The following is an 8,426-nucleotide window of genomic DNA, read 5'->3' as shown; positions in this document are numbered from 1 at the left end:
TATAATAAATTATTGATTTTAATTTAGGTAACTAAAAGTTTCATATTCAGTATTAATTCAATTCTTTTTTCTGCTTCATATAAGTCAAGTTCTTCACTTATCCAAAATGAATGAAGTTGCCCATCTAAATGAAAATATTCTTTATTATATTGAGATCCATGATTAGAATAATGATTATCTACTTTGAAATGAGTATGATCATTCTTTCTTTTTTGACCATCAAGTATGCCGCCAATACAGATATCCATTTCAATGCCAATTATAAATTGAAATTGACTATAACACACATAGATCGGTTGCTCTAAAAAGAGTTGTTACCAGTAATTTTTCTACCATTTATCAATTCATTATTTTTTTAGTGTGCTTGCTTAAATTTACAGGTAATAAAAAATAATTTGTATGTCTAGAATATTTTAATATGCAATATTAGTATTTAATTTTCCAAATTTCATATTAGTGAAAATAACCCTTCTTTGATTAGATAAATCTCTATATGCTGCAATGAATCACTTACAGAAAATTATTCGAATGGCCGAACAGACCCTACTACAAGAGCTTAACTCGCGAATCGAATATTATTCTTCAAGAACGGACTATCCGCTACGCAGAATTTTAATAGGCTACCGTGCATACGCAAAATTAATGTTATGCGCCTCTTTCTCAGATGAGGTCATAAATTCTGCAATTGATCCAAATAAACGCAAATATAAAAAGTTAAAAATTAAAATTACTAAAGACGATAATCAACTTGATCTTGAATAAATCAATGAAATTAGCTCATTTATGAGTGTTTTGTAGACAACTGATTTAATGAGATAAAAAAGTACAATCTATTAAAAAATAAAAAACTTTCAAATCTAGAAATGCTTAGAAAAAAGAAAAAATAAAAGAGGTCGAAACCTCTTTATTCTTATTGCACTCAAACTCAGTCATCAATCATGGCGAACTCTTGCTCTGGTGTGCCTTTCACCAAATGATGACGGCTATATAACAAGTAATAGAGTATAAATCCGACATAAATGAGTGCAGCTAACAACCAAACTTTTGGATTTACCATTAACCCTGCAACTACAGCAACAGCGGCAAGAATCAAGGCAATACAAGACGTCCAAACTCCACCAGGCGTTTTATAAGGGCGTGGTAATTCAGGACGAGATAAACGCAACTTGATATGTGAGAGCATCATCAACACATAAGAAATTGTTGCACCGAATACTGCCATTAAAATGAGTAAGTCGCCCTCACCTGTTAAAGAAAGTAAGAAGCCAATGATGCCCGGAATGATAATGGCCCAATATGGCGCTTTATTTTCATTGGTAAGTGATAAGTTTTTTGGTAAATATCCCGCACGTGACAATGCAAAAATCTGGCGTGAATATGCATAAATAATTGAGAAGAAACTTGCGACAAGACCCGCAAGACCTACAAAGTTAACAAAACTCGCCAACCATGTGTGCTGACCATACACTGCAATGAGTGCATCAACTAAAGGTGCTCCTGAATTTTTTAAAGCATTTGAACCGGCAGCACCAGCACCTAAAAATAAAATTAAAAGTGCAAATGATGCCAATATCAACATTGAACCAATCAAGCCTCGTGGCAATGAACGTACTGGATCTTTTGCTTCTTCAGCAGCCAGTGGCACCCCTTCAACAGCAAGAAAAAACCAAATGGCATAAGGTACGGCTGCCCATATTCCCATATAGCCAAACGGTAAAAAGCGACTCGCACCTGCATGAGCGCTGACTGGAATATCAAATAAACGTGCGCTGTCAAAATGTGGAAGCATCGCGACGATAAATACAACCAGTGCAATACAAGCAACGGCGGTAATTCCAAACATGATTTTAAGCGCTTCACCTGCACCTTTCAGATGAATGCCCATAAAAACTAAATAGCAAATTAAATAAACTGCCCAGCCGCCAATTCCAAAGAGTGATTCGCAATATGAACCGATAAATACGGCAATGGCGGCAGGTGCAATTGCATACTCAATTAAAATCGCAGTCCCTGTGAGGTATCCTCCAAAAGGGCCAAATGCAACACGGGCAAAACTGTAACCACCGCCAGCAGTGGGCAACATCGTCGACATCTCAGACATCACAAAGCTCATGCAGAGATACATAAACGCGACGATGACTGTTGCAATAAAGAGTCCTCCCCAGCCGCCTTGTGCCAGTCCAAAATTCCAACCCGCAAAGTCACCCGAAATGACGTAAGAAACACCCAGCCCCACTAAAAGTAACCAACCTACTGCCCCCTTTTTTAACTGACGTTTTGCAAAATACTCTGCGTCCTGTTGTAAAGCACCAACATCTACGCTTAATTCAGATTCTTTCATTGTCGTATGCCTTATCGACTAAATTTACACCACCCATAGTTGCGCAAAAGATATTCATAAAACTTGACAGCAAAACATCTCCCCGACCACTTGAAGTCAAGTTGATTCATTTTTTCTTTTATAAGATCGACGGCATCTCAACACGAAACGTGTTTAAAAATTAAATTGAGGAGATGGGTTATGTCTGTAGAACAAAATGAATTTTTAAGCCAAGTTCAATTACAAATACTGGCAGAACAAGCAATTAAGCAATATCCATCAGACTATCAAGGACAGGTCAAATTACTGTGTCAGTCTGAAAATGCAACTTATCAAGTTTCGACTGGATCTGCCCGATATGCACTTCGAATTCACCGTCCCAACTATCACAGCAAACTCGATATACAAAGTGAGCTTGAATGGTTAGATGCCTTAAATGCGAGTGGAATCCAAGTTCCTGTTGCGATTGCAGATCAATCGGGTGAGCGCGTAATTACCTTGAAACTATCAAATGATATTTATCGTTATGCAGTTCTTTTCAACTGGGTTGAGGGCGATATGCCGACGGTTGAAGTTGACCCCACTGCATTTGAACAATTAGGACAAATTACCGCAAAGTTGCACGTACATAGTAAGACATGGCAAGTGCCTGAAAACTTTCAACGTATTGTGTGGAACCATGAAACCATGGTTGGTGCAGATGGACACTGGGGAAACTGGAAAAATGCACCTCATTTAAAACCACAAGATCACGGCGTGATTGAAGAAGCTATTACACAGATTTCGAAAGATTTAAATTTCTTTGGCAAAACCCAAGAACGCTATGGCCTGATTCATGCCGATTTGCGTTTAACCAATCTATTACTACAACAAGAACGTATTGGCGTGATCGATTTTGATGACTGCGGAATGAGTTGGTTTATGCATGACCTCGCCGCTGCGATTAGCTTCAATGAACATTATGCAAATGCACCTCAATGGGTTGATCACTGGTTAAAAGGCTACGAACGTGTAGGTCATATTCAGCAAGAAGAATATGAAATGATCCCAACTTTTATCATGCAACGCCGCATTCAAATGATGGCTTGGAATGGTTCTCACGCACAAACAGAAATGGCTCAAAGCCTTGGCGATCAATGGTCCAATGAAACTGTGCGTCTCTGTAAAAAATATTTAAATGGGCAAATGCCTGTCGGAATTTGAAAAGTGATTTAGATCGCTTTTCCCTCATTTCCAATTTTTAGTTTTTAAATTTTATAGAATTTAAAGGAAGGGTTTATGCAAGCTACCCATCAACTGAGCAAAGTTGCCAAAGCACTATTACTCACCAGTAGTCTGGCAAGTATGATTGCGCTAAGCGCATGTAACTACAACCCTTTGCAAAGCGCATCTCCCCCAGTCGCTATTCCAAAAAAGGAATATATCCAAAAAGGTCAATGGGACGCTTTTAACTTTGACCAGCTCAATCAATTGATTGCTACCTATGGAAAAGACAGCCCTAACTACAATTCTGACAAACGTCCGTATATTGTTACTGACTTTGACAATACCTCAGTATTTTTAGACATCGAAGAAGCCACTTTAATTTATCAACTTGAACACTTAGCGTTTAATGTCACGCCAGAGCAGCTTAATCAGATTATTCGTAAAGGAATTAGCTCGCAAAATTTTGAAGCGGCCTACAATAATCAGCAAGGCCAAGCCGTCAATATTAATAAAATCGCCCCAGATATTATTGCCAGCTACACATGGCTTTATCATCACTATAACGGTCTAAAAGGTAAGCAAAGTCTGGATCAAATTAAACAAGATCCGCATTATCTCGATTTCATTACTAAAATGAGATATCTATATGCAGCGATTGGAGACACGTTTGATCATGAAGTCGCATATCCGTGGGTCACTTATTTATTTACTGGGCTTACCGAACAAGAAGTCCGTAATTTGGTGAAAGCAACGGTGGCTTGGCAAATGCAGCAACCGATTGGACCTGTGACATGGACCTCTCCCGCAGCGCTTTCGGGCCAAGCAGGCGTTGTGAAAACCACTTGGGAAAATGGTTTAAGACCATACCGTGAAATGCAAAATCTATTTAAGGCCTTTCAGGACAATGGAATTGATGTCTATGTCTGCTCGGCATCTTTTATTGATGTGATTAAGGAAATTATTTCTAATCCAGAGATCGGCTATAACATTAATGAAAAAAATGCCTACGCCATGGAGTTGGAACGAGATGAACAAAATCGAATTTTACCTGAGTTTCGTCATGGTTATGCGCAGACTCAAGGTAAAGGCAAAACAGCAACCATCCAGCGTTTTTTAGTCTCTAAATATGGTTACGGGCCAATTTTTATCGCAGGTGACAGTGAAGGCGATCAAAATATGATGCAAGATTTTGCGGCGACTCAGAAGGTTCTGATTATCAACCGATTGCGCAGTCCGAGTTCTGATATTGGAAAATTTTCTCAGCAGGCCGTGCAAGGCTATAGTCAAGCCAATCCTAAATTTTTACTACAGGGCCGCGATGCCAATACAGGTCAATTTAGACCCTCAATGGCCAGTTTAAGTTATGGTGCGCAAACGGCAAAAACTACAAAAAATTAATATTTCACTTATTTTCTCATGCCTACAATACATGTTGTATGCATGAGAAGCCGCTTAATTTATTGTTTTAGTTCTGCCCTGTTTGCCTATCTCTAATGCATTTTCTGCCTTCTTTTAGTTCGCTACCCAACCTAAGATACAACTCTTGATCTCTTCTTAAAGAATCAAGCCTGAAACTAAAAACAGCAGCACATAAGTCATTATTTTATAAAAACTTTTAATAACACAAAATCATGGATGTAAGTAAAAACTGGTATGGCTTTTGCTTAATATAAGAATAGTTAGGAATAAATATCATGAGACTTGACATGTTACATCTCAACCCAGCTCATCTTGTCGATTCAAATATGTGTAATCAAGGTGTATTGTCTGCAGCTGCCTCTGGATTAAGCGAGTTTATTCGTCAAAAAGGTGCAGATGTTGATCGCGTTTTAGGTATTAGTGGTATTAATCCTGAACTTTTAATCAGCCCAACTCTAAGCTTACAACTGCCCAATTATTGCAAGGTGCTAGAACAGGCAGCACTGGTTTCTGGTTGTGATAATTTTGGCCTGCATTATGGTCAACAGTTTCAGCCGAAATCTTTAGGGCTGATTGGATACATTGGTCTTTGTTCAAATACATTAGAGTCTGCACTCATGAACATGACCAATAATTTTTATTTGCATCAGAAAGATACCCTCAATCGAATGGTCGATTTAGGAGATAGTTGGCGCATAGATTATCAGGTTCAACACGGCGCGATTTTAACTCGCCGCCAAGATGCAGAACTGACCATGGGCATGTTTATGAATGTGATCCGTGAAGTGATGGGCCCTCATTATTCACCACGCGCGATTCACTTTGAACATACTCGCCCTGAATTCTGGCAAGAACACAGCAAATTATTTAACGCGCCTGTTTATTTTGATCAGCCTTTTAACTCCATCATCATTTCAAAAAAAGACGTCCAGCATACTATGCCGGGGCGTGATTCTATTTTATTAACAGTAATTTTAGATACGCTGCTGTTACTTAATCGCTCTTCTCAAAGTCAAAGTCTTGCAGATCATGTTCGCTCTCACATCCAACTTGAACTGAGTGAAGGTGAACCAAACCTTGAAAAAATCGCTCATGATATTGGTTTAACTAGTTGCACCCTTACCCGCCGCTTAAAAACTGAAGGACTGACCTTTACCCATTTGGTCGATCAGGTTCGTTGTGAATTGGCAGAACATTATATTAAGCAGAAAAATATTCCAATTTCAGAAATGGCATTCTTATTAGGTTATTCTGAAGTAAGTGCATTGTCTCGTGCATTTAAACGCTGGTTTGGTGTTACACCACGTCAATTAAGACACTAAAACATTGAAAACACAGGCCTTGAATAGAGGCCTTTTTATTATTTAAGCAATTCGAGATATCTTCTAAAGCTGCAAGATGATTGAACAAAAAAATACCCCTCAAATTAGATTTAACATCCAACTTGAAGGGTATTTTTTATATAAGGTCTTACTTTAATTTTGTTAAGGCTTGATCCAAAGCGCCAACTAACCAATCGATATCTTTTATTTGGAAAGCCAAAGGTGGGCGCAATTTCAATACGTTGCCATAAGGACCTGCAACCGAGGTTAAAACTCGATGAGTGTTTCTGAGTTCTTCAATAAGGTTCAAAGCCAATGCTTTATTTGGTTCTTTTGTCGCTCTATCTTTAACCAGTTCAAATCCTATAAATAGACCAGCGCCACGGACATCACCGACCATCTCATGTTTATCCATAAGTTTAGTGAGTTCTTTGAGAAGTAGCCCTCCCACATATTTACTATGGGTTTGCAATTCTTCTTCCTGAATAACTTTAAGTACAGCCTGTGCCGCTGCCATAGAAACAGGATTACCACCAAAGGTATTAAAATATGGAATTTTATCGCTAAAAGCAGCAAGGACTTCACTCTTGGCTAAAAGCCCTGACACTGGAACTCCGTTACCCATTGGTTTACCTGTGGTAATGATATCAGGTACAACATTGTGACGACCAAAGCCCCAGAAAGAATCGCCAGTGCGTGCAAAACCCGGTTGTACTTCATCAGCAATAAAGATACCGCCATTGGCATGGACGACATCAACCGCTTTTTGTAAGAACCCAACAGGATTAGGCATCACACCGTCAGAAGAAAATATTGAGTCCGCTAAAAAACCTGCAAACTTGATACCTTTTGCATTCATATCATCAATTTGTTGCTGGATTTGCTGTGCGAACCATGTGCCCAAATCATCAGTTTGAATCCGATAATAATCAGGTGCTGGAACTAGACGAGTTGTCGCATCTAAAGGCTGCTCAGTTCCAAGCGCTGGAGAGCATCCTGAGGTTAAGCTACTGGTTCCATGATACGACTCTTGAGACACAATAATTCCTGTACCGCCGCTATATTCACGTGCAATACGAATCGCTAAATCATTCGCTTCCGAACCCGTACACATATACATGGCACGGTCAATTTCATCAGGAGTAGTCTGTAAGAGTTCTTCCGTATAATCCAAAATATTTTCATGTAAATAACGGGTATGGGTATTGAGCATTTTCATTTGCTCATTTACCGCTTCAATCACCGCAGGATGACAATGACCAATGCTGGCAACATTGTTGTAAACATCCAGATATTGATGACCTGCTGCATCCCATAAATATTGCCCCTGTCCTTTCACCAGATGCACGGGATTACGATAAAACAAGCGATAGGATTCACCTAAAATTTTATTTCTTTTATCGGTCAGTTTGCGGGTAGCATGGTCCAGCTCAGCAGCATGTTCTGGACGAAAGCTATTGGTATCCATAATGGTTGAACGCGTACCCATGAATGACTCCTCTATTTATATTCAGCATACTTTTGTGCGAGACGATAACTGACGTAGGCAACTCATACGCTGATTCGAAATATTTCAGTATTTGATTGAAGTTACGCAAACCATATTGCTTAAGTATCTTTAAAAAAACTTGACCTCAGACCACTTAAGCCACGATTTGAAGTCAACTTTCAAAGTTCATCCAATCGCTATTTTAGAATTAAGGCTTATGCCTTCCCCCCAAATAAGCCGAAACGTCTAAAGAAAGACATTAGAAATCATATTCCAGTAGCTTTCTCTGTCGTCTGCTCCATCTGAGCTTAGAAGCTGAATAATTGCGCCCTCAATCATATATAAAAATAGCTTTGCATCCTGAAAAGTCGCATCGGCTTTTAGTTTTATAAGCTGGCTATAGATTTCATTGATTAGCCAAGTTCTATATTTAATTGCGACTTGATAGGCTTTTGAATAGGTCAGTTTTATCTCAAAAATAGCTTTAAATAATAGAAAGTAAAGCCCCTCTAAGTCGGTGTGTAAAAGATAAAGTGCCTTAAGTTTATCCCTAGCGCTTGTGTGGCTGGTGTATTCAGCAATTGAAATCACTTTTTCTTTTAATCGTTCTTTTTGTACGATTAGACAGATTTCAATAAATCGCTCTTTCGAGTGAAAGTAGTTATAAAAA

At 38.8% G+C, this 8,426-nt stretch carries 8 protein-coding genes; 4 read left to right on the top strand and 4 right to left on the bottom strand.

Annotated features, from left to right (window positions below; translation table 11 throughout):
• Positions 1 to 23: 23 nt before the first annotated feature.
• Positions 24 to 248, bottom strand: a complete 225-nt coding sequence (locus NL42_RS15690) for a hypothetical protein (RefSeq protein ID WP_461313442.1) — start codon at positions 246 to 248, stop codon at positions 24 to 26.
• A gap of 280 nt (positions 249 to 528) precedes the next feature.
• Between NL42_RS15690 and NL42_RS15685 the strand changes: the two genes are divergently transcribed.
• Positions 529 to 762 (top strand): hypothetical protein, encoded by a 234-nt coding sequence (locus NL42_RS15685; protein WP_003650898.1) that lies wholly within the window; start codon positions 529 to 531, stop codon positions 760 to 762.
• A 163-nt stretch (positions 763 to 925) separates the two neighbouring features.
• Here NL42_RS15685 and eat read toward each other — a convergent pair whose 3' ends face one another.
• A complete protein-coding gene (gene eat / locus NL42_RS15680) occupies positions 926 to 2,341 on the bottom strand; it encodes an ethanolamine permease (RefSeq protein ID WP_461313441.1) in 1,416 nt (471 codons plus the stop codon).
• A 180-nt stretch (positions 2,342 to 2,521) separates the two neighbouring features.
• Between eat and NL42_RS15675 the strand changes: the two genes are divergently transcribed.
• The 3 genes from NL42_RS15675 (at position 2,522) to qhpR (ending at position 6,267) form a co-directional block, all read left to right on the top strand.
• Entirely contained in the window at positions 2,522 to 3,523 is a 1,002-nt protein-coding gene (locus NL42_RS15675) for a phosphotransferase enzyme family protein (protein WP_461313440.1), read from the top strand.
• 75 nt (positions 3,524 to 3,598) lie between these two features.
• Entirely contained in the window at positions 3,599 to 4,924 is a 1,326-nt protein-coding gene (locus NL42_RS15670) for an HAD family hydrolase (RefSeq protein WP_461313439.1), read from the top strand.
• Between the two features lie 308 nt (positions 4,925 to 5,232).
• On the top strand, positions 5,233 to 6,267 hold the full coding sequence (gene qhpR / locus NL42_RS15665) for an AraC-like transcriptional regulator QhpR (RefSeq protein ID WP_461313443.1): 1,035 nt from the start codon (positions 5,233 to 5,235) through the stop codon (positions 6,265 to 6,267).
• A 148-nt stretch (positions 6,268 to 6,415) separates the two neighbouring features.
• Here qhpR and NL42_RS15660 read toward each other — a convergent pair whose 3' ends face one another.
• A complete protein-coding gene (locus tag NL42_RS15660) occupies positions 6,416 to 7,756 on the bottom strand; it encodes an aspartate aminotransferase family protein (RefSeq protein ID WP_002157177.1) in 1,341 nt (446 codons plus the stop codon).
• Positions 7,757 to 8,002: 246 nt separating this feature from the next.
• On the bottom strand, positions 8,003 to 8,426 hold a 424-nt coding region (locus NL42_RS15655), incomplete at its 5' end, for a TetR/AcrR family transcriptional regulator (protein WP_461313438.1).

The sequence above is a fragment of the Acinetobacter sp. GN11 genome, from assembly GCF_054823985.1.
Note: the sequence above shows the minus strand (reverse complement) of the source record. Positions and strands in the feature narration are given on the sequence as shown.